Source organism: Prosthecobacter sp. Pr1, from assembly GCF_057652315.1.
In genome coordinates, this window is the sequence record NZ_JBYFBS010000002.1 from 243,202 (window position 1) to 266,800 (window position 23,599).

General features: G+C 63.4%; 1 protein-coding gene. It reads right to left on the reverse strand.

Annotated features, from left to right (window positions below; all coding sequences use genetic code 11):
• Positions 1–810 precede the first annotated feature (810 nt).
• Positions 811–23,520, reverse strand: coding sequence for a putative Ig domain-containing protein (locus tag AC24GY_RS03885; RefSeq protein ID WP_487680454.1), 22,710 nt, complete (start codon positions 23,518–23,520; stop codon positions 811–813).
• Between the last annotated feature and the right edge of the window lie 79 nt (positions 23,521–23,599).

Sequence of the window (23,599 nt, forward strand, 5' to 3'; positions counted from 1 at the left end):
GGCAGGATCGTCTCCGGGCATGAAGGCAGCCGTACCAATCGGTGTCCCGAGAGTCCGCCGTGAGGCTGATGCCGTTATGAGGCTGCGATAGGAAGAGATGCGATCCCAGTGTGGTATGAAAAAAAACGCCCGCCGCCATCGAGGGCGGAGTCGGGGCGTTTAGAAAGGGGGACGTCATAGGTCCGCAGCACGCGCTGGGACGCAGGAACCTGTAGACGCGCACACCTCATCCCTGTCGGCTGAGCGGGGCGGGTCACGCAATAAAAAGAAATACCACACCATGCTATACAATATCCCGGTCAGCCGTGGGTGGCGTCGCAGGGTTGGTAGGGAACCGCTGTGCGGGTCCGTGATTCCGGGGCTATGGCGGCGCAGGCATTCAAAAAGGTGCGCCGTCTCCCGGCGGTGAAAGGCAGAAAGGGCGGGGCGCCGGTTGCCAGTTTCCAACCCCCAGAACCTAGGGGGGCAACTGGAAACTGCGGCGCTGAAGGCTGTGCAGGAGAGCGCGGGGAATGCAAACGGCAGGAAAGCTGTGGCAATGCGGTGCAGTTTGCGCAGTTGCCATGGGCAACCGAAAAAAAGGCATGGCAACCGGATTGGCCGTCAGGATGCGGGGCGTTTCCACACGCTCACAGACCTGCGGGCTGCCCCACAATTAGCGCAGCTCTTCATCTTAGGTTGGGTGAGTTTGGCGCACAGTGCCTACCTGTGCTTCACCGCTCACTTCGCCAAACCGCCCGACTCTTGGCGGCACCGAGGCACAAGCCAGTAGACCAGCGTTCTATTACCACGCCCATCCTGCATTCCACCTCACCAAGGCGCAGTCTGATTCAGCTGCAGCGGCGCGCTGCGGATGAGGAAGAAGCCGTGGAAGGGCTGCACATTGGCGGCAGGTGCTGGCGTGGTCTGCGGCATCCAGGCGGGCGGAGTGGTGGTGCCATTGAGGTAGTAGCCGGTGTAGCTGCTGGCGTCTGGCGTGGTGTCGCCATCCCAGAGGCGGAAGCGGTCGGCCGCATCCGGGGTGAGGCCGGAGGTGAGTCCGTTGACCGGAGCAGGGGTGACCACGGGCCAGCCGGGGGCGACGAACTGGGTGCCGGCGACGAGCGGGGTGACGTAGTTCGTCAGGCGCACTTCACCGGTGAACATGAGGACGTTGCCAGCACCGCGCATCTGCACCATGGCAGCTTCGTGCGCAGCGAAGGGGCGGGCGTTCATGCTGAGCACATCGCTGAGCCAGTAACCGTTGCTGTTGGTGAGGGTGGTGTAGTTGCTGGCGGCTGGGTCGAAGAAGAGCACGCGGTCCTCGCTGCTGAAGGCGGTGGATGGAAGCAGTTCACCGAGGGTGTGGTGCTGGCGGACGCTGATGCGCGCATTGGCAAGACCGGCATAAGACTGGCTGGTATTTTGCAGCACGATGGTGTTGCCGGAGCTGCTGGCGGAGTCGATGTCGAAGCGCTGTCCGGCCAGCGGGCCGTCGAGGACTTCGAGGTAGAACGAACCGGAAGGCAGGGTGATGATGGCCTGCAGCATGATTTCATTGGCGCTGACGGCGGCGACGCGGCCGGTGAAGAAGGCGGCATTGAGCAGCGGCATGCTGAAGGTGCGTGAGCCAGGGGCGAAGGACTGGCGGCTCCAGCCCTGGATGCCGGAGGTGACGGTGGCTTCGGCGACGCCGTCGCGGTTCGCATCGAGATCGACCTTGAGGCGGATGTAGCCAGCGTCGAGCCCCTTGAAGACGAGGAGTTTTTCGAGGTTCGAATACGAGCGTGTGAGCGTGCCGTCCGCGTTGATGGTGGTGGTGGCCGCCATGGTGAGTTTCTTCCAGGCGCTGGCAGTTCCGGCTTTGCTGAGATCGGTCAGTGTTTCGAGGCTGATGATGAGGTCGTCATGCGTGGCGGTGGGCTGCGTCAGCTGGGCGATGAGCGTGCCAGTGGTGGCGTCATGCGTGAGGGCAAAGCGGTTCGGCTGCAGCGGGTTGGCAGGATCGGTGCCCAGAGCGTATTCAAGCAGGTTGGAGATGCCGTCTTCGTCCGGATCTGCGGTGGCGCCGCCGATGTCACTGCCCTGGCTCCAGGTGGCGAAGGTGCTGGCGCCTGGAAGGACGCTGGCGGTGAAGCCGCCGGTGATGATGTAGCGGCGGATGGCCGTGCTGGCGGCGAAGCCGGTGCCGGCAGGAGCGACGATGCCGAGGTCGCGGGTGAGATCCACGCTGGCGTCGGTGGCGTCATCGGTGGATCCTTCCGCGCCGGATTCGGCAGCACCCACAGGGCAGAAGCCGGGGCGCAGCGTGAAGAGGCCGGTGCTGGCACCATTCACGGCGGGGCTGTTGTTGAAGATGAGATCCTGACCCACGTCGTCATCGCCCTCGATTACGGAGGACATCGGGAAGAGACCTTCCAGCGGTGAACCGGTGGTGAACTGTGACGCAGGAATGTGCAGGAAGTAGCTGCCTGGATTCAGGCCTTCGAGGTAGTAGCGGCCTTTGCAGCTGCAGCCCGAGCTTCCCACGCTCACCGGATCATCCACGCCGGGAGTCGCGCCCTGGGCATAGAGTTCCACGTAGATGTTGCCAAGGCTTTCACCCTCATTGCGGACGCCGTCGCCATTGATGTCGAGGAAGATGAAGTTGCCTACTGCCACGCTGGACCACAGGCCGAAGTCCACGGTCAAATTGGTGTCAGCATCCGTGTCGCCATCGGTGATGGATTCGGCGCCGCCAGAGAGATTGATGACGGGGCTGAAGAGCGCTGTGCCGGAGCCGCCGGGCTGCGCGCCGTCATTGTTGTTGTCGACGTTGTTGTCCGCGATGGAGGCCGTGCCGCCGGTGAAGAGGTAGTCCACAGGAGGCGTGACCTTGATGTAGTAATTGCCTGCGGGCAGGGAGCTGAAGAGGTACGCACCGCTGGAGGTGGTGGTGAAGTCACTGCCCACCTGCACGTCCGCTGCGCTGCTGCTGCCGCCGATGGCATTGTCATCGCCGGTGGTGAAGAGCTGGACGGTGGCTCCGGCCACGCCGGGCTCGCCGCTGTCCTTGAGGCCGTTGTTGTTGGAGTCTTCAAAGACGAGATTGCCGATGGAGAGCGTGCGTACCTGCAGGGTGATGTTGAAGGACTGGGCACAGGCGTTGGCATCGGTGACACGGATGGTGACGGGGAAGGAGCCCTTGGCCGTGGCTGTGCCGCTGAGTATGCCTGAGGAGGAGATGAGGACGCCGCCGGGCAGATCCCCGCTCTGCAGCGCATAGGTGTAGGGTCCGGTGCCGCCGGAAGCGGTGAGCGTCTGCGAGTAGGATGCACCAAGATACGCGATCGGCAGCGTGGCGGTGGTGGGGGAGAGATTGAGTGTCGGGCAGACAGGAGCGAGCGTGTAGGTGGCCGAGCCGGAGCAGCCATCCGAAGCCGTCGCCTTGATGGTGAAGGTGGTGGAGGAAACGCTGGTGGTGGTGCCGCTGATCGTGCCGCTGCTGCTCAGAGTCATGCCGGAAGGCAGCGTGCCGCTGGCCAGGGTGAAGGTGTAAGGAGTCAGACCGCCTGAAGGGGTGATGCTCTGCGAGTAGGCAACGCCGACCACCGGCGTGGCCAGCGTGGCCGGCGACTGGTTGATGACTGGGCAGATCTTCAGCGCGACCACCGAGCTGCCCTGGCAGCCGTTGGCATCCGTGGTGCGGATGGTGACGTTCATGCCGGTGCCGTTGGAGGTGGTGGGCGTGCCGCTGATGATTCCGCTGCTGGGATTAAGCGTGAGGCCAACTGGCAGTGTGCCGCTGGTCACCGTCCATGAGGTGTAAGGTGCGATGCCGCCATTGCCGGCGAGCGTCTGTGAGAAGGCGACTCCGACCGTGCCGGTGGTGAGGGTGGCGGGCGTAACCGTGATGGTAGGACATGCCGGAGTGATGGTATAGCTGGTGGTGCCGGTGCAGTTGTTCGAATCCGTGGCGCGGACCGAGAAGGTCGCCGCCGAAGTGCTGGTGGGGGTGCCGGAGATGACGCCCGAAGCGCTGTTCAAGCTCAGGCCCGCAGGCAGTGTGCCGCTGCTAATCGAATAGGTCACGGTGCCCACGCCGCCCGTGGAGGTGATGGTCTGCGAGTAGGCGCTGTTGACCATGCCATTTGGCAGCGTGGCGGGGCTGACCGTGATGGTCGGGCAGGCCGGAGTCAGCGAGTAGTTGCGTGTGCCGGTGCAACCATTCGCATCGGTGGCGGTGATGGTGAAGCTGGTTGCCGCGGTGCTGGTGGGCGTGCCGGACAGCGTGCCTGCGGAGCTGAGGGTCAGGCCCGCTGGCAGTGTGCCGCTGGAAACCGTGTACACATAGGGAGTCACTCCACCGGATGCAGTGAGGGTCTGCGAGTAACTGCTGCCCGCAGTGCTGGCGGCCAGAGTGGTGGGGCTGATGGCGATGACCGGGCAGACTTTGATGGAGATCGTCGCGCTGACCTGACAGCCGCGTGCATCGGTGGTGCGTACGGTCACACTGGTGGCGGCACCCGTGGAGGCCGTCGGTGTGCCGGAGATGATACCGGTGTTCACATTGAGCGTGAGACCTGCGGGCAGCGTGCCGCTGGTGACCGTCCATGCCGCATACGGTGCCGTGCCGCCGCCACCAGTGAGTGCCTGTGAATACGCGGTGCCGACCGTGCCGGTGGCTGCCGTCAGCGGCGTGATGGTCATCGTGGGGCAGGCAGGAGTGATGGTGTAGCTCTGCGTGCCGGTGCAGCCATTGGCGTCCGTGGCTCTGAGTGTGAAGGTGGCGGGGGTCGGGCTGTCCGGCATGCCGCTCAGGATGCCTGCGGAGCTCAGTGTGGCCCAGGTGGGCAGCGTGCCGCTGGCCACCGTGAAGGTGTAGGCGCTGGCGCCGCCCGTGGCGGTAAAGGTCTGCGAGTAGGCGGTGCTCACCGTCGGCGTCGCCGGCGTGGTGGGAGACAGCGTGATGACGGGGCAGACCTGCACCGTGATCGCCTGCGTGCCCTGGCAGCCATTGGCATCCGTGGTGCGGATGGAAACACTCACGCCGACTGCATTGGAGGTGGTGGGAGTGCCGCTGATGACGCCGGTGCTGGTATTGAGCGTGAGACCCGCAGGCAGTGTGCCGCTGGTGACGGTCCAGGTGCTGTAAGGTGCGGTGCCGCCTGAAGCTGTGAGAGTCTGTGAATAGACGCTGCCCACCGTGGCTTGCGCCGCTGTGGTCGGCGTGATGCTGATCGTCGGGCAGTTCGGTGCGAGCGTGTAGCTCATCGTGCCGGCGCAGCCGTTCGCATCCGTGGCACGCACACTGAAGGTGGCGGAGGTGCCCGTGGTGGGTGTTCCGGTGATCACCCCGGCGGTGCTCATGGAAGCCCAGGCCGGCAGGGATCCGCTGGCAATCGTATAGGTGTAACCGGAGGTGCCGCCCGAGGAGCTGAGAGACTGCGAGTAAGCGGCGCCAATGACCGGGTTGGTCAGCGTTGCAGGTGAAAGCGTGATGACCGGGCACACCTGCAGCGTGATGGCTCGCGTGCCTTGGCAGCCATTGGCATCATTCACACGCACCGTGATCGTGGTGGCCGGGCTGGCGGAAGCCGTTGGCGTGCCGCTGACAACACCGGTGCTGGCATTGAGAGTGAGCCCGGCAGGCAGCGTGCCCGAAATAACCGTCCAAGCGCTGTAAGGCGCGATGCCTCCGGTGGCGGTCAGCGTCTGCGAGTAGGCCGTGCCCACCGTGCCTTGCGCCATTGCCGCAGGCGTGATGGTGACCGTCGGGCAAACCGGAGTGATCGTGTAGCTTAGCGTGCCGCTGCAGCCGTTGGCATCCGTGGCGCGTACGGTGAAGGTGGCCGCCGTGGTGCTCGTGGGGGTGCCGCTCAGGACGCCGGAAGGACTCAGCGTGGCCCAGGCTGGCAGCGTGCCGCTGGCAAGAGAGAAGGTGTAAGCCGCAGCGCCACCAGAACCGGCGAGTGTCTGCGAGTAGGCGGTGCCGACGGTTGGTGTGGGGAGCGTGGCCGGTGTGAGCGTGATGACCGGGCAGATGATCAGATTGATAATGCGTGTGCCCGAGCAGCCATTCGCATCTGTGGCGCGGAAGGTGAGGCTGACGCCACCCGCATTGCTGGTTGTTGGCGTGCCGGAGATAAGGCCGGTGTTGGCATTGAGCGTGAGTCCTGAAGGCAGTGTGCCGCTGCTCACCGCAAAGGTGTAGCCCGTCGTGCCACCGCTGGCGCTGAGCGTCTGTGAATACGACGTGCTGACGGTGCCGCTGGGCAGCGTGCTCGGATTGACCGTGATCGTGGGGCACACTGGCGTGACGGTGTAGTTTCTGGTGCCGGTGCAGCCATAAGAATCCGTGGCGACGATGCTGAAGGTGGCTGCGCTGCTGCTGGTCGGAGTGCCGGAGAGCACACCCGCGCTGCTCAGGGTGAGACCTGCGGGCAGCGCGCCGCTGCCGACTGCATAAGTGTAAGGCGCCAGACCACCCGAGGCCGTGACCGTCTGCGTGTAAGCCGTGCCCACCGTCGGTGTGGTGAGGGTGGAGGGTGAAACGGAGATCGGCAGACAGGTGATGGTCACGAGATAATCTTCCACCTCACCCATGCCGCTGGCACCGACGGAGGTCGGGCTCTGCGTGTTGGTGAGACGGAAGCGCGCGCCGCGCTGGCCGGGAACCGCATCGACGGGCACGATGAAGTTCACCGTCTGCGTCACACCGTTCGTGCCCGTGGCGATGCTCGTGTTCGTGGCAATCTGTTCGCCCGCATCGGTGAAGGAGCCGTTGTTGTTGAAGTCGATCCACCCATTGAGGTAACCCGCCGCACCGCTGTTGTTCGTCACCACCACGGTGGCGCTGCCTGCGGTGCCGGGAGTCTGGCTCGGCACGGTCACTCCGTCTTCGTCATCGCTGCCGGCGGTGTCATCGCCCGTGGCGGTGGAATTGAGCGTGGAGACATATTCCGTGTCCGCCAGCGCACCCATGCGCAGATTGGAGCTGGCAAGGCTTGAAGCATCCGCCACACCGTTCCAGTCGCCGAAATCCGTCGTCGGCACGGCGATGGTGGTCACATAATCTTCGACTTCACCGGTTCCTGCGATGCCGGTGACGCCAGGGGATGAGACATCGGTCAGGCGCACGCGCACTCCCACGTTCGAACCAGTCACCGCACCTGCCGGCACGGTGATGTTGAGGTTTTGCGTGCTGTTGCTGGCGCCGGTGACGATGCTGACATCGGTGGCGATCTGTTCGCCTGCATCGGCGAAGGAACCGTTGTTGTTGTAGTCGATCCACACGTTGAGGAAGGCGGCGGAACCGGTGCTGTTCGTCACGATCACCGGAATCGTGGCCGGAGCGCCAGCGGTCATGGTGGGTAGCGTCACGCCGTCTTCATCATCCACGCCGGTGCTGTCGTCACCCGTGGCGGAGACATTGCGCGTGGAGACATATTCCGTGTCCACCAGCGCACCGAGGCGGAGCGTGTTGTTGGCGGTGGATGCTGCATCGCTGATGCCGCTCCAGTCGCCGTAGTCAAGCGGCGGGCTGATGATGGAAACGACGTAGTCTTCCACTTCGCCGCTGCCAGCAGCACCGCCGGAGCCGGGGGCGGAAACGGAGGTCAGGCGGAAGCGCGCACCCAGATTGGTGCCGGTCACTGCATTGGCCGGCACAGTGACGCTGAGGTTCTGCGTGCCGCTGGTGGTGCCGGTGGCGATGCTCACATTCGTGGCGACCTGCTCTCCTGCGTCGGTGAGCACACCGTTGTTGTTGAAGTCGATCCACGCGTTGAGGAAGGTGGCGGAGCCCGTGTTGTTCGTCACGATGACGGGAATGGTGGCCGGTGCGCCTGCGGTCAGGGACGGCATCGTCACACCGTCTTCATCATCCAGGCCGGTGGTGTCGTCACCCGTGGCCGTGAGGTTGTTGGTCGGGGCAAATTCGGTGTCCGTCAGAGCTCCCAGGCGCAGGTTGGAGTTCATCGTGCTTGAGGCACTGGGGAAGGTGGTGAAGTCGCCAAAGTCCGTCGTCGGTGCGGCGATGTTGGCCACATAGTCTTCCACTTCACCATTGCCACCACCCGTGCCCGTGGAGCCCGGACTGCTGGTGGAGGTGAGGCGGAAGCGCACGCCCAGATTGGTGCCGGTGACTGCAGCCGCAGGAACCGTGATGCTCTGACTGATGATTGAATTGTTCAGTCCGGTCGCGACATTGACATTGCTGGCGAACTGTTCACCTGCATCGGCGAATGACCCGTTGTTGTTGAAGTCAGCCCAGGCGTTCAGGAATGTCGTCGAGCCCGTGGTGTTGGTCACGGTGACAGGGATCGAGTACGTCCCGCCTGCGGTCATGGCGGGCAGCGCCACACCGTCTTCATCAGACAGATTGGTGGTGTCATCACCGGTGGCCGTGGCGTTCTTCGTGGCGCTGAATTCCGCATCGGTCAGCGCACCGAGGCGCAGTGAGGCGACGAGCGTGTTGGACGCATCGGCAGCGCCGTTCCAGTCGCCGAAGTCCGTGGTGGGGCCGACGATGTTGGTGACATAATCTTCCACTTCCCCTGTGCCCGCCGTGCCGGTGGCCCCGGGGTTGGCGACTGACGTCAGTCTGACGCGCACCCCCACAGGCGTGCCTGCCACGGCGTTGACGGGCACTGTGAAGTTGATGGTTTTGCTGGCGTTGGAGGTGCCGGTGACGATGAGGGTGTTCGTGGCAATCTGCTCACCCGAGTCGGTGAGCACACCGTTGTTGTTGTAGTCGATCCAGGCGTTGAGATAGGCGGATGAGCCGTTGCTGTTCGTCACCTTCGCGGTGATTTTGGCCGCCAGACCTGCGGTGAGAGTGGGGATGGTCACACCGTCTTCATCATCAGTGCCGGTGGTGTCGTCGCCCGTGGCGGCGGTGTTCTTGGTGGCGTCGTATTCTGCATCGATCAGCGTGCCGATTTTCAGCCTGCTGTTGGCCGTGCTGGCGGCGGTGCCAATGCCGCTGAAGTCACCAAAGTCGAGCGTCGGTGCGGCGATGTTGACGACATAGTCTTCGATTTCGCCGACGGCGGCGTTCGCACCGGTCGGTCCGGGGGAAGTAGGGGCAGAAAGGCGGAAGCGTGCGCCCACATTCGTTCCCGTCACAGCGGCAATAGGAACAGTCACATTGATGGTGAACGTCGAGTCATCGCTGCCGGTCGGGATGTTGATGTTGGTGGCAATCTGCTCGCCGGAATCCGTCAGGACGCCATTGTTGTTGAAGTCGATCCACGCATTGAGGTAGCCGAGCGCGCCGGTGCTGTTGGTCGCCACGACGGGGATCGTCAGCACCTGGCCGGCGGTCATGGACGGCAGCGTCACGCCGTCTTCGTCAGCCAGATTGGCGGTGTCGTCACCGGTGGCGGTGGTGTTTTTGGTGGGAGAATACTCGGCATCGATCAGCGATCCCATGCGCAGGCTGGGGCTCACGCCTTGGGAGGCGTCCGCAAAGCCGCTGAAGTCACCAAAATCCGTGGTCGGCGCGGTGATGGTGACCACATAGTCTTCGATTTCACCCGTGCCAGCGCTGCCGGAGGTGGCGGGCGATGAGGCCGAGGTGAGCATCACACGTGCGCCGAGAGGCACGCCGGTGAGTGAGGTGGCCGGGATGGTGATGCTGCCGCCGATCGGGCTGTTGCTCGTGCCGGTGGGGATGGTCCCGTTGACGACGATCTGTTCACCCGGGTCCGTCAGCACTCCGTTGCCGTTGAAATCAATCCAGGCATTCAGATACGCCGTGGCGCCCGTCGTGTTCGTCACCAGGGCTGAGATGGTGGCAGGAGCACCGGCGATCATGGTTGGGAAAGTGATGCTGTCTTCATCGTCGCTGCCGGTGATGTCGTCTCCCGTGGCAGTGGCATTGGTGGTGGCCACGTATTCCGTGTCCGTCAGCGCGCCCAGTCGCAGATTGCTGTTGGTCGTGGTGCTGACGACGCTGAAGAGCGAGTAATCCCCGGAGTCAGTCGTCGGCTGAGCAATGTTGACCACGTAGTCCTCCACTTCACCCACGCCGCCTGCACCGGTGGAGCCCGGTGAGATGTCGTTGGAAATACGTGCGCGCATGCCCAGGCTGGTGCCGGTGACTGCGCTGGCGGGCACGGTGACGCTGATGTTGATGGTGCTGTTCGTGGTGCCCGTCGCAACGGGAGTGTTCGTGGCGATCTGCTCTCCCACGTCGGTGAAGACGCCGTTGTTGTTGTAGTCGATCCAGGCGTTCAGATAAGCGGCGGCTCCCGTGTTGTTGCTGGCGACGACCGGGATCGTGGCCGGCGCACCGGCGATCATGGACGGCAGTGTGACTCCGTCTTCATCATCCACACCGTTCAGATCGTCACCCGTGGCGGTCGCGTCGGTGGTGGCGGCGTATTCCGTGTCAACAAGCGTGCCGAGGCGCAGATTCGTGCTCGCGGTGTTGGAGACGCTTGGCGCGCCGCTGTAATCACCGAAGTCTGTGAGCGGCGCGAGGATGACGACCGCGTGGTCTTCCACTTCACCGATGCCGACGCCACCGGTGGAGCCCGGGGTTTGCACATTGGTAAGGCGGAAGCGTGTGCCGATGAGCGAGGCGGCGGTGACGGCATTGGCCGGCACGGTGAAATTCAGGGTGACCGTGCCACCGCTGGTTCCCGTGATGATGTTCACGTTGTTGGCGATCTGCTCGCCCGCATCCGTTACCACGCCGTTGTTGTTGTAGTCGATCCAGGCGTTCAGGTACGCCGTGGAGCCCGTCAGGTTCGTCACGGTGACGGGCAGCGTCATGGGCTGGCCCGCAGTCATGGAAGGGAAGCTCACGCCGTCTTCGTCATCGCTGCCGGTGGTGTCATCACCCTGCGCGCTGGCGTTTTTGGTGGCGCTGCCTTCGAGGTCCTGCAGCGCGCCCAGCTTGAGATTGGTGCTGCCTGTGCTGTAGGCGTCCGCGAAGAGCGAGAAGTCGCCGTAGTCCGTCGTGGGCACAACGATCGTGGCCACGTTGTCCTCCACTTCGCCGTTGCCGCTGGCGCCCGTCGGGCCGGGCGACGAGGTGGAGGTGAGGCGCACACGCACGCCTGCGCTTCCCAGCACGGCATTGGCCGGGGCGGTGAAGGAAACGGTGCGGTTGGAGTTTGAGCCGCCGTTGACGATCAGGGTGTTGGTGGCGATCTGCTCACCCGCATCGGTAAGAGAGCCATTTTGATTGAAGTCGATCCACGCGTTGAGGTAGGCCGTGGCGCCGCTGGTGTTGGTGACGTTCACCGTGATCGAGCCTGCTCCGCCCTGCGTGATGCTGGCGGGCAGCGTCACACCGTCTTCATCATCACTGCCGGTGGTGTCATCACCGGTCGCCGTGCTGTTGGTGGCGGCGGTGGCCTCCGCATCGGTGAGGGCACCGATGCGCAGCGTGGCGTTCATGCGGCTGCTGGCGTTGCCGAACAGGCTGTAGTCACTGTAATCCGAGTCAGGCGCAGGCGTGACGGTGTAGGCCAGCGCGCCGCTGCAGCCGTTCGCATCCGTGGCGGTGACCGTGAAGGTGGCGGCCGTGGTGCTCGTGGGTGTTCCTGACAGAACCCCCGCAGTGCTGAGCGTGAGGCCTGCGGGCAGAGTGCCGTTGCTCACGGCATAGCTGTAAGGTGACGTGCCCCCGGATGCAGTGATGGTTTGTGAGTAGGCGGTGTTGATCGTGCCATTCGTCAGTGTCGCGGGCGTGAGGGCGATCACCGGACAGATTTGCATCGCGACGGCCTGTGAGCCTGTGCAGCCGTTTGCGTCAGTGACACGGAATGTCACGCTGGTGCCTGTGCCATTCGAGGTCGTTGGCGTGCCACTGATGACGCCGGTGCTGGCGTTCAACGTCAGACCCGCGGGCAGTGTGCCGCTGGTGACCGCCCATGAACCATACGGGGCCAGTCCACCGCTGGCGCTCAGGTTTTGTGAATAGGCCGTGCCCACGGTGGCGCGCGTGGCAGTCGCGGGGGTGACGGAGATGAGCGGACAGGAGGGGGCGAGGGTGTAGGACCGTGAGCCGGGGCAGCCGTTGGCGTCCGTGGCGGTGATTGTGAAGGTGAATGAAGCGGTGCTGGTGGCAGTGCCGCTCAGGATGCCCGCGTTGCTCAGGATCAGGCCGGTCGGCAGTGTCCCGCTGCTCACGGTGTAAGTGTAGGCCGTTGCACCGCCTGAAGCCGTGATGGTTTGTGAATAGGGGCTGTTCACCGTGGCTGCAGTGAGTGTGGTCGGATTCACCGTGACCACCGGGCAGATTTTTAGCGTGACCGCCTGTGAACCCTGGCATCCGTTGGCATCCGTGGCGCGCACCGTGAAGGATGCGCCAGAGCCGTTGCCGGCCGTGGGGGTGCCGCTGATCAAGCCGGTGCTCGCATTGAGCGTGAGACCGGCTGGCAGTGTGCCGCTGGTCACCGTCCATGAGCCATAAGGAGATGCACCACCGCTGGCGGAAAGTGTCTGGGAGAAAGCGGTGCCGACCGTGCCTGTGTTGAGCGTGACCGGCGTGATGGCGATCGCCGGGCAGGTCATCACCACCGCATAAGTCTTGGTTCCCACGCAGCCGTTGGCGTCCGTGGCGCTGAGGGTGAAGTTGAAGGTGCCGGCGAAGTTCGGCGTGCCGCTGAGGATGCCTGTGGTGGCATTCAGCGTCATACCCGAAGGCAGCGTGCCTGAATTGAGCGCATAGCTGTAAGGTGCCGTCCCGCCCGAGGCCGTGACGGTCTGTGAATACGCCATGCTGAGGGTGCCGTTGGCCAGCGATGCCGGAGCCAGCGCCACCGTCGGACAGGTGGGGGTGATGAGATAGTCTTCGACTTCACCATTCGGCGCGATGCCAAAAGCTCCCGGAGACGCCGCCGTGGTCAAACGCACGCGCAGGCCGATCTGCGCCAGCACCGCCGTGCCCGGCACGGTGCCGGTCACATTGACGCTCTGCTGCGAAGCGCTGGAACTGGCCGACACGGAGCTGAGTGTTTCGGACGGATCCAGGAAGTCGCCGTCGTTGTTCCAGTCAATGAAGGCATAGACACTGGCGCTGCTCCCGGTGTTGTTGAACACGGAGACAGGGATGGTGAAGCTTTGGCCGCGGGAGAATGCAGGCAGTGAGGCGATGGAGTCTTCATCATCCGTGCCACTCAGGTCGTCACCCGTGGATGTGGCATCAGGCTGACCGTCTGATTCGATGTCCAGCGTGGCGCCGAGACGCAGGTTGGAGTTGCGATAGTGGGAAGGTCCGCTGTCGTTGTTGGCCGTCTGGTAGTTGGCCGTGCCGGTGCCGATGCCGGTGTCGGGAAGATCACCCCAGTCACGGTTCCCGGCGATCACGAAGGTGAACTGCTTGGTGGCGGTGGTGGTGGCGGCCACGGTGGGAATGAACTGCACATCATCGATGGCCATGCCGTCCAGACCATACGAAAACACCATGCTGGAGGTCTGCGGCACGAAGGGCAGGTCGAACGTGGCCCAGTTGTCAAAGTTCGCGGCGTTCGGGGCAGGGAAGTTCACATTCGCCGGGCCGAACAGGCTGGCGGCGGAGGCGTTGTAGCCGGCGATCCACAGCGCATTGCTGTAGAACGGCGGCTGGGCTTCCGTGGTGCTCGGATTGGCAAACGCGCCGCGCATCGCATAGCGCACCCGCAGTGTGTAGGGACGTCCCACGGTGAAACCGCTGACCGTCTGCGAGGCCCAGCTGTCCACAAACGGAGAGGCGAGGTACTGCAGGCCTGCAGGCGTTTGACCCAGCAGCGAGTTGTTGGCGTTGCTGTCGTTGACGCCGTAGATCTGCGCCGCCGTCGTTGTGCCGGAAAGGGCGCTGTTGCCGAGCGTCCAGCCGGTCACGCTGGTACGTGGCGTGAAGGTGATGGCGCTCCACGCGTCCGTTTCCACGGAACCGTTCGTCACAGTGACGCTGGCCGGGGTCACGAGGGCGTCATCCACCGCGAAGGTGACGACGTAGGTGCCGGGGGAGGTCGGTGTGCCGGAGAGCACGCCCGTGCTGCTGTTGATCGACAGGCCCGTCGGCAGCGCACCTGAGCTGACACGCCAGTTTTGATAAGGGCTGCCGCCGCCGGTGGCCGCCAGCGTCGTGGAGGTGTAGGCCGTGCCTTCCGTGCCATTCGGCAGGGAAGCAGTCGTGATGCTCATGGCCGTGGTCACGCTGATCTGGATCGTGGTGAAGCCCTGGCAGCCGCGGACGTCGGTGGCGCGCACGGTGATGGCGCTGGTGCCCGTGGTGGAGGTGGTGCCGGAGATGACACCGGCGCTGCTCAGGCTCAGCCCTGAGGGCAGCGTGCCCTGGGTGATCGCATACGAGTAAGGAGCGATGCCACCAGCGGCGCTCAAACTGGTGTTGTAGGCCACGCCCGAACTGACCGCAGGAACGGTGAGCGGTGAAATTCCGATGGCAGGGCAGGGGCGCAGACCAAAGTCGAGGGTGTATTCATCACTGCCGAGATTGGAGGCACCGGGCTCGGTGGCCGTGGCGAGTGTGAACGGCATGCTGTACACCGCAGCACCCACACCCGCGACGACTGCGTCTGCGCTGCTGACGAACGAGCCGGCGGTTTGCACGCCGTTGCTGTCGTTGTCGATGCCGTTGTCGAGGAGCACCGAAGTGGAACTGGCCAGCGGGAAGTCGAGGTTGAGGCTGTAGGTGGTCGTGCCGGTGCCGTACTTGCTGGTGAACACGGCTTTGTTCGGCGGTGTGATTTTGAGGTAGTAGACCCCGGTGGGCAGCGAGGTGAACTGATAAGCACCGGTCCAGTCCGTGACTGCCGTCAGGGTGGAGAAACCAGAGGCGATGGTGCCGAAGCTGCCCGCCGTCAGCATGCCGCCGGAGCTGAGCACGGAGGCACTGCCGTTGGTCACGGCCTGGTCATCGGCCGAGTTCACGCGTCCGTCCGCACCGGCGCTCCAGATTTCCACCGGCACATTGGGAATGCCGCGTTCATTGGAATCTTTGAGCCCGTTGTTGTTCTCATCGAGGAAGACAAGATTCCCCACGCTCATGCCGCCCGAACCGACGCTGATGGTGTAGCTCTGCGTGGCGAAGCAGCCGTTCGCATCCGTGGCTTTGGCGGTGAAGACGTAGGCGCCGCTGGCGCTGGTCACCGTGCCGCTGACGACTCCTGCGCTGCTAAGGGTGAGGCCGCCTGGAAGTGCGCCCGTGGTGATCGTCCAAGTATAAGGTAAAGTGCCGTTGCTGGAGCTCAGCGTTTGGTTGTAGCTGGCATACTGCGCCGTCGCTGGCAAAGACGCTGGAGTGATGCTGAGCGTGGGGCAGGCGCCCGTGACGATGTAATCTTCCACTTCACCATTGGCGGTGGTTCCGGTGGACGTCAGCGTGGTGGCCGTGGCGAGACGGAAGCGCGCGCCAAAGGTGCCGAGCACCGCCGTGCCCGGCGTGGTGCCAGTGAGGTTGACGGTCTGCTGGCTTGCTGAAGTGTTGACCGCCACTGCGGTGAGCGTTTCACCCGCGTCCGCAAAATCGCCGTCGTTGTTCCAGTCAATGAAGCCGAAGACGCGCGCGGTGCTTCCGCTGTTGTTGAAGACCGAGACCGGAATGGTGTAGGCCTGGCCGCGGTTGAACACGGGCATGCTGGTGATGCCGTCTTCATCCACTCCATCACCCGTGGCCGAGGTGTTTGGCTGGCCGTCGCCTTCCGCATCCACCGTGGCACCGAGGCGCAGCGTGGTGGCGGTGGCTGTATGGGAGGGGCCGCTGTCGCTGCTGAGTGTCTGATAGTTGCCCGCGCCGGTGCCGGTGCCTGTGTCTGGCAGATCGCCGTAGTCGAGCGAGAAGGCATTCACGGTGATGGCATAATCTTCCACTTCACCACGCAGGGTGGAACTGCCGCTGAAGCTGGGAGCCGTGGCGCCTTCCGTGGCGATGATTCGCAGGTATTTGACGCCCCCGGTCGTGCCTGCTGGCGGGCTGAGCGTGGCCGTGATGGTGTTGGTGCCGGTGACGAGGCTGGACGTGCTCAGCGTCACACTTTCATTGGTGTCGAGCACATCGTTGTCGCCGTTCCAGTCCGCAAACACGGCGATCTTGCCGGACGTGATCGGGCTTGTCAGCGTGACCGGAATGGACAGCGTGCCGCTGCTTCCAGTCAGCAGCGTCGGCATGACGAGGTCTTCGTCATCGGTGCCGGTCGTGTCATCCGTCGTGGCGCTGCCGGAGGCGGGATTGCTGGTTTCCACGTCGGTGGCATTGGTGCCGATCTTGATCAACGTGCTGGCGACGCGGGATGCGGATGCAAAGCTCGGGTAGTCACCGAAGTCCACGGTGGAGGCGTTGACTACGACGAGGTAGTCTTCCACTTCACCCGTGCCGACGACGCCATTGGAGGCCGGAATCGTGGTGCTGGCGAGGCGCACACGCAGTCCGAGGTTGGCCCCGATCACGGCGGTGCTGGGAACGGTGAAGTTGAAGCTAAATGCCCCGTTGCTGGTGCCGTTCGGCACGCTGATCTCAGCGCCAAGTTCTTCATCGGCGGTCAGGTTGCCGTCGTTGTTCCAGTCGATCCATGCCTTGAGGAATCCAGCGGAGCCGAAGGAGTTGGTGGCGTTGATGGTGAGCGTGGCGGGGACATTTTGCGTCAGCGTGGGCAGTGTGGGCACGCCGTCATCGTCCGCACCGTCACCCGTGGCGGTGCTGTTGGGCTGGCCGTTGCCTTCCGCATCCACCGTGGCGCCAAGGCGCAGATTGCTGTTGGCGGTATGCGCCGGTCCGTTGTCGTTGGAGAGAGTCTGGTAGTTGCTTGCGGAAGTGCCGATGATGGTGTCGGGCAGATCTCCATAATCCAGCGTCGGGGTGGTGACGTTGATCGCGTAGTCTTCGACTTCACCCTTCAGTGCAGAAGTGCCGCTGAAGGCTGGCGCGGCGGTGCCTTCGATCACGACGATGCGGAGATACTTGGTGCCGATGGTGGTGCCTGCGGGAGGGCTGAACGTGGCCGTGACGGTGTTGCCGCCGCCGATGAGGCCCGAACTGGTGAGGGTGACGGTTTCATTCACGTCCAGGGTGTCGCCGTCATCATTCCAATCCGCCCAAACACCAATCCGACCCAGCGCGACACTGCCGCTGAGAGTCGTGGGGATGTTCACGTTCAGGTCACCCCCGGAAACCACGGATGGAATCACCAAATCTTCGTCATCGGTCCCGGTGGTGTCATCCGCATTTGCTGTTCCGGTGGTCGGATTGACGGGTTCCACATCAGTCGCAGCGGTGCCGATCCGAATTTCGGTGCTCGCGATTTGGGAGGCGGCTGCAAAGCCGGGGTAATCGCCAAAATCCGTCACGGGCAGATTCGTGGTGATCGACAGAGCACGGGTCCCGGCGCAGCTGTTGGCGTCCGTAGAGCGAACCGTGAAGCTCGCGGTGCCGGTGGCGGTGGGGGTTCCGGTGATGACGCCAGCACTGGAGAGTGTGAGTCCGGCAGGCAATGCACCGCTGGCGAGGGTGTAGGCATAGGCGGAGGCTCCGCCGGTGGAGGCGAGTGTCTGACTGTAAGGCGCACCCTGGATCGCAGCCGGCAGCGTGCTCGTGCTCACGGTGACGACAGGGCAGATCTGCAGCGTGAGGCTCTTTGAGCCCTGGCAGCCATTGGCGTCATTCACCCGCACGGTGAGGGTGGTCGCGGGTGAGGCGGAGGCCGTCGGCGTGCCACTGATGACACCCGTGCCGGCGTTGAGCGTCAAGCCAGCTGGCAGCGTGCCGCTGGTGATCGTCCAAGTGCCGTAAGGGGAGACGCCACCGCTGGCGCTGAGCGTCTGCGAATAGCTGGTGCCCACAATGCCCTGCGCCAGGGAGGACTGTGTGATGCTCACCGCCGGGCACACCGGAGTGACTGTGTAACTGAGCGTTCCCGCGCAGCCGGTGGCATCTGTCGCCTTCACTGTGAAGGTTGCAGCGGCCGTGCTGCCGGGGGTGCCGCTGAGCACACCAGCGGAACTCAGCGCCGCCCATGCAGGCAGCGCTCCGCTGGACACGGTGTAGGTGTAAGGAGACACACCACCACTGGCCGTGAAGGTTTGCGTGTAGCCGGTGCCAACGGTCGGCGCTGGCAGTGTTGCTGGCGAAACAGTCACCGCCGGGCAGACGCTGACGACGTAATCTTCCACTTCGCCATTGCCTGCATTTCCAATGGAGCCCGGGGTGCTGACGGATGTCAGACGCACACGGATGCCGATATTGCCGAGGACGGCGGTCGCAGGGGTGTTGAAGGTGATGTTGCGCCTGGTGCCGTTGGTGCCGTTGACAATGAGGGTGTTGCTGGCGACCTGCTCGCCGGCGTCGGTCAGGATGCCGTTGTCGTTGAAATCCACCCACGCATTCAGGAAGGCCGAGGCACCGCTCGTGTTGGTGATAGTGACGCTCAGGGTGGTCGATGTCCCCTGATAAATGGCCGCAGGCACCAGCACGCCATCTTCATCATCCAGGCCTGCGAGGTCGTCACCCGTGGCGCTGGCATTGGTGTTGGCGGAGTACTCTGAGTCTGTCAGTGTGCCGAGGAACAAGCTGGTCGAAAGATTGCTGCCAGCGGAGCCAAACGAGGCGTTGTCACCGTAATCCACCGCAGTCAGCAATCCGAAGTCGATCGTGTCTTCCAAACTGTCACCGCCCGTGCCGAGATTGCCCGGCTCCGCACCCTGTGTCAGTGTCACGATGGGGCTGTAAACGGCTGTGGCCCGTCCACCCGGCTGCGAGCCATTGTTGTCTCCATTGACTCCGTTATCACCGGCGGCGGTGGTGCTGACCACCGAGTACAGCGTCGGCGGTGTCACCGTGACAAAGTATTTTCCGGCCGTCAGTCCGACGAAACTGTAGGTGCCCGTGCCATCCGTGGTGGTGGTGGCCGCCAGCGTGTCTGCTGCAGTGCCTGATCCCCCGATCGCGTTGTCAGTACCAGGAGTCCAAAGCTGCACAGTCACTCCACCGATGCCGCTTTCGCCGCTGTCCTGCAGCCCGTTGTTGTTGGCGTCGTTCCAGACCAGATCACCGATGCTCAATGTCTTGGAGATGCCCAGGGTGGCATTGACAATGCCAGAGGTGCCGACGGTGACAGAGAGTTTGCCATCGACCGTGCCGTCACTGCCCGCGCCGGAGCCGAGGAACTCACCGGCATTGAGCCAGCCGGTGGGAAGATCTGCCGCCGGGGCGGTGGAGCCCAGGCTGCCGTAGGAAGTGCTCAGGACGACTTTGTAGGAGGTGTTGGCCGTGGCGCCGCCGAGGATGAACGTTCCGTCGCTCTTGACGGGGAAGGAGTCCACGAGGTTGCCCGAGGCATCCACCAGCATGGCGAAAAGCTGGCCGCTGGCATTGGTGCCCGTGCCGCTGATGATGCCGTCTGCAAGACCGTTGGGATCATAGTACACGATGCCTTTGACACCCAGGGAAGTCACCGAAGAGGAAATGCCTTCAGACAAGTCCGTGTAGGAAGCGGTGGGCAGCGGCCCCACTTTCACCGCTTTGGGCGAGGTGGTGTCGTAACTGTCGATGCGGTAAATGTTGGTGCCGGTGGAGCCCAGGGCATAAAGCCGTGAAACACCACCCACCCCGGCAATCTGCACGGAGCTGTTGCTGGAGTAGGGGATCTGCGAGTCCACGCTCGCCGTGGTGGCTGCCGGACCCGAGGCATTCATGCCGTCGTCGATGAACTGGTTGAAAAGCGTGTTGGCGTTGCTGATTACCGTGGAGGTCACCAGCAGGCCGTCCTGCGGGCGGATGACGAAGTCACCCCCATTGAAGGTCTGGGAACGGTGGAAGAAGTTCGTGTAATCATTGAATGCGGGCGAGTTCAGCCCCAGTCCCGCCGAGTTCAGATGCCACACCGCCACGTTGTTGCTGAGCTGGCCGCCGGCATAGTATTCACCATTGTAAAAGGCAGCACGGGGGAAGGCCCCCGCGCTGGCCGAACCTGAAACGGGGCTGCCCGTGTTGAAGGTGACGTTTGTTCGTGACGAACCAGTGACCAGCTGGGAGCTCCAGGTCTTGCTCACGTTGTCGTAGGCCGCCGTGTACAAATTGAAGTTGTAGCCGCTGGTGCCCGTGGACGTGGCGGCCCAGTAGAACCGCCGGTTGAGCCAGTCGAGCGCCAGGCCGTTCATCATCGCATCCGAGGAGCTGGTGTTGAAGCCTGGGGAAGCTGCGTTGAGATCCAAGATGCCCGGATTGACAGACACCGTCGGTGTGGAGGAGTTCGGATTGTAAACCGAGATTTCATCCAGATAGAAGCGGGTGCCGACAGCGCGGATCGTGTAGAAGTAGTCCCTGAAGTTCGAAGACGGGGCCACGATGGACGTGGTGTAGTCTTCCACTTCGCCATACCCGCTCGCTCCGGTGGATCCTGGGCTCGCGACCGTGGTCAGGCGGAAACGCGCGCCCACCGTGCCGACGCTGGCGGTGCTCGGCACGTCAAAGTAGAAGGTCTGGTAGTCCCCGCTGGTGCCATCATCCACCACGACATCAGAGATCACCTGCTCGCCCGCGTCAGTGACCACGCCATTGTTGTTGAAGTCCACCCATCCATTCAGATACGCCGGCGCACCGGTCGTGTTGTTGAGTTTGACGGTCACCGCCACACCCGCCTGCCCCTGCACGAGAATGGCCTGCAAGGTCACGCCGTCTTCGTCATTGAAGTTGGTGATGTCATCGCCCGTGGCTGCTAGATTGGTGACCGCAGTGATTTCCGTGTCCTCCAGATCGCCGATGCTCAGAGCACTTGAGTTGTAGCTGCTGGCATTTGCAAAGCGCGAGAAGTCGCCATGATCGGACGCTGGCTGGACGGTGATGATGTAATCCTCCACCTCACCTGTTCCGGACATTCCGGTGTCACCGGGCGTGGCGATGGAGCTCAATCTGAAACGCGCCCCGATGGCTCCGGTCGCTGCCGCGCTTGGCACCGTGAAGCTGTAGCTGCGGCTGCTGCCACTGGTGCCGGTGGTCACGACGTCATTGACGATGATCTGCTCACCCGGGTCCGTGAGGAGGCCGTTGTTGTTGAAGTCGATCCAGCCGTTGAGGAAAGCGTCCGCCCCGCTGGTGTTCGTGAGGTTGACCGTCACACTCACACCGGACTGTCCTTGAATGACGGTGGCAGGCAGCGTCACACCGTCTTCGTCATCACTGCCGTTGGTGTCATCACCCGTCGCAGCGGCATTGGCGAGCCCGGAGCTTTCACTGTCCACCAGCGCGCCCATCCTTACCGAGGTCGAAGTGGTGCTACCGGCGATCCCGAATGAAGAATCGTCCCCGAAGTCCGATGGCGGCAGGATATTGACCACATAGTCTTCCACTTCTCCGTTGCCGCTCGCTCCGGTGGAGCCCGGGCTGCTGGTGGATGTCAGTCGTACTCGCACACCCACGCTCCCCGCGCTGGCACCGCCCGGCACCGTGAAGCTGAGAGTCCTGTTGCTGTTCGATGTGCCCGTCGCGATCAAGGTGTTGGCCGCAATCTGCTCACCGGAATCGGTGAGCACGCCGTTGTTGTTGTAGTCGATCCAGGCGTTCAAATAAGCCGTCGCTCCCGTGGTGTTGGTGGTGTTCACGGTCATGCTGCCGGAAGTTCCCTGCACGATGAAGGCTGGCAGAGTCACGCCGTCTTCGTCATCAGCGCCGGAGAGATCATCGCCCGTGGCGGTTGCATCGGTGGTCGCGGCAGACTCCGTATCAAACAAAGCGCCGAGTTTGAGGTTGGCGTTGTAGTTGCTGCTGACGCTGCCAAAGCTGGCGTAGTCGCCGAAGTCCGTTGCTGCAGGAGTGAGCGTGTAGCTGCGGGTGGCCTGGCAGCCGTTGGCGTCCGTGGCGCTCACGGTAAAGGATGCTGCGGTTGTACTGGTAGGAGTGCCCGAGATGACCCCGGTGCTGGAGTTCAGCGTCAGACCCGCCGGCAATGTGCCGCTGATCAGCGCAAATCCATAGGGCTGCGTGCCACCCGTCGCGCTGAAGGTCTGGCTGTAGGCGGAGTTCACCATGCTGGCGGCCAGACTGGACGGGCTCAGAGTGATGGCTGAACACGGCTTCACAGTGTAAGCCTGGGTGCCATAGTAGCCAAGGTTGTCAGTGGCGCGGAGCGTGAAATTGAAGGTCGATGAGCTGGTGGGCGTACCGCTGATCACTCCCGTGCTGGCATTCAACGTGAGCCCGGTCGGCAGGGAACCACTGGCAACGCTCCACGTGAAGGTTGGCGATGTACGCGCGACACTGAGGCCGTCATCAGCTCCAATCAGTTTGAAGGAGGAGTTGAACGAGGTCTGCGTCCCGGGGGCTGCGAAGAGTTCAATGGCCTCCCCTCCGCCCTGTTCGAAGAACACGAGTTCGATCACGTGGATTCCCGCCGTGAGTGTGACCGTGCCTAATCTGTCTGAAGTCGCGTGCAGCGTGTCGTCGTTGATCACCGCCGATCCGTCGATCTTGACGCGTGCACCGTCGTCGGAGTTCGTGAGGAAGGTCCATTCACCGGCGGTCGGGATGGTGATGATGCCCGTGGCTTTCAGGGCAAAATTATCACCCGACCCTCCTGGGAAGCCGGTGTCTGTGACGTGCCCTCCACCGGCACTGCTGCCATTGTAGGCGATGGTTGAAGCGGTGCCGGTCCAGTTGCTGATGCGGTTCGTTCCGGCCAGCACGGCATCTGCTGCGGCGAGAGTGCCGACCGATGTCGATGAGAATGCCTGCTGAACGTCAAATCCAGACTCCAGGCCGGTCATCGTCTGGGAGTAAGCGGTGCTAACAGTCGGCGGTGGAAGTGTTGTGGGAGTGATGGTGATGAAATTGAAAACCTGCAGCAGCAGAGTGGCGGATCCCTGGCAGCCGTTCGCATCCGTGGCGGTGAAGGTGAGGCTCGCTCCGCTCTCAGTGCTCACCGTTGGCGTGCCCGAAATCACTCCGGTGGATGAATTGAAACTCAGGCCCGCAGGCAATGTCCCTGAAGTCAGCGCCCAGGTGTAGCTTCCGTTTCCGCCGCTGGCCCCCAGTGTCTGTGAGTAAGGCCAGCTCACCGCACCATCTGACAGGGAGGAAGTGCTGAGCGTGATGCTGGGACAGGAGATCGTCGTGACGTAGTCTTCCACCTCACCGTTGCCTTTGAGACCAGTGGGGCCGGGCGTGCTGGTCGAGGTCAGTCGCACACGCACCCCGGCGGTGCCCATGGAGGCCGTGGCGGGCACGGTGAAACTCACCGTTCTGTTCGAATTCGAGGTGCCCGTGACGATCAGGGTGTTGGTGGCAATCTGTTCACCAGAATCAGTGAGCACTCCGTTGCGATTGTAGTCGATCCAGGCGTTGAGATACACCGTGGAACCGCTGGTGTTGGTGACGTTGACTGTGAGGCTGCCGGTGGTTCCCGTCATTATGCTTGCGGGCACGGTCACGCCGTCCTCGTCATCGCTGCCCGTGGTGTCGTCACCCGTGGCAGTCGCGTTCGCGGTGATGGCCGTTTCGCTGTCCGTCGTGGCACCGATTTTGATGCTGCTGACCGTGGTGCTGCTGGCGCTGGTGAAAACGGAGTAGTCACTGAAGTCGGTCGCCGCAGTGGCTGCCGTCGCTGCGGCAAGCAAAACGCAGCACATTGAAACGAGGAGACGTGTCGCTTTCAGGCGACACGTCAGACCAAAGAACCGTGATGCGTTTTCCCTC